The organism is Tessaracoccus bendigoensis DSM 12906, from assembly GCF_900141915.1.
Lineage (GTDB): Bacteria > Actinomycetota > Actinomycetes > Propionibacteriales > Propionibacteriaceae > Arachnia > Arachnia bendigoensis.
The window spans coordinates 1-1052 of the sequence record NZ_FQZG01000158.1 but is presented as its reverse complement, the minus strand read 5'-3'; the positions used below and the strand labels follow the sequence as shown (position 1 = coordinate 1052).

At 64.6% G+C, this 1052-nt stretch carries 1 protein-coding gene; it reads left to right on the top strand.

Features of this window, described 5'->3' with window-relative positions:
• The first annotated feature begins 287 nt into the window (after window positions 1–287).
• Complete coding sequence (locus BUC15_RS18895; RefSeq protein ID WP_073191671.1) at window positions 288–653, top strand: bleomycin resistance protein; 366 nt, start codon at window positions 288–290, stop codon at window positions 651–653.
• Window positions 654–1052 lie beyond the last annotated feature (399 nt).

Genomic DNA, 1052 nt, shown 5'->3' with positions numbered 1-1052 from the left:
CCAGCAGTATCGCTCGACACCAGCCGTATACCGCTGGTAACCAGCCTTTCCGCAGGTATCGGCGCCGGATCGCTGGTAACGAGCCTTTCCGCTGGTGTCGACGTCAGAAGGTTGGTGACGACGGTGGATCGCAGGTATCGGCGCCGGATCCCTGGTAACGAGCCTTTCTGCAGGTATCGACGACGGATCGCTGGTAACGAGCCCTCCCGGATGGGCCCTGACAGCGCCACTGCGCGCGGGCACGCGGACGGGACCGCGGACAACAACGCGGAATGTTAGGGTCGAGAATGGCCGACCACGCCACGCCGAACCTCCCCTCACGCAGCTTCGCCGCAACCATCGCGTTCTACGAGCGGCTCGAGTTCTCGGTCGTCTTCCAGGATGCCGACTGGCTGATCCTGCATCGCGGCGGCCTCGTCCTTGAGTTCTTCCCCTACCCAGATCTCGACCCGGCCACGTCGTCATTTGGTTGTTGCCTGCGCCTCGAAGACGCGGACGCCTTCCATGCGGAGTGTCAGGCGGCAGGCATCCCCGAGTCGACCCTCGGATGGCCGCGCATCCATCGGCCCCGGCTTGAAGCCTCTGGAATGCGCATCGGTGCCCTGATAGACCCTGACGGATCGTTGCTCCGCCTGGTCCAGAACCCGGAATGACGATGATCGCGCGAGGGCACAGCGCGATGATGGCGCCGCAGGGCTGTAGGTGCTCGGTCTGGCCGTCTGGACCGTCCATGCTGTGCATAGATCTCTGTATGCGTCGAGGCAGTCGCGATCTGAGGCCGCCTCGACGTATAGAGAGATTTGTGCACGCCACTGAGTCGGGGATGGGACGGTGGCGAGGTTTGGCTGGCCGCTGCGGGGTTCTGACCAAAGATTATTGGGAGAGTCTGCGGGGATCGTCGCGATGGTTTCGTCACGGTCCCCGGCGCTCCGCGCGGCGGGACCGGCTCAACCGACGCGCTGGTTGAGCCGCGCCGAAGGAGCGCAGCGACGCCAGCGCGTGACGAAACCCCTGGCACACGGTGCAGAATCCTGACCACAGGTTCTTGGGAG

Coding starts and splice junctions, on each gene's coding strand:
- BUC15_RS18895 (WP_073191671.1), top strand. CDS start 288: ATGGCCGACCACGCCACGCCGAACCTCCCCTCACGCAGCTTCGCCGCA.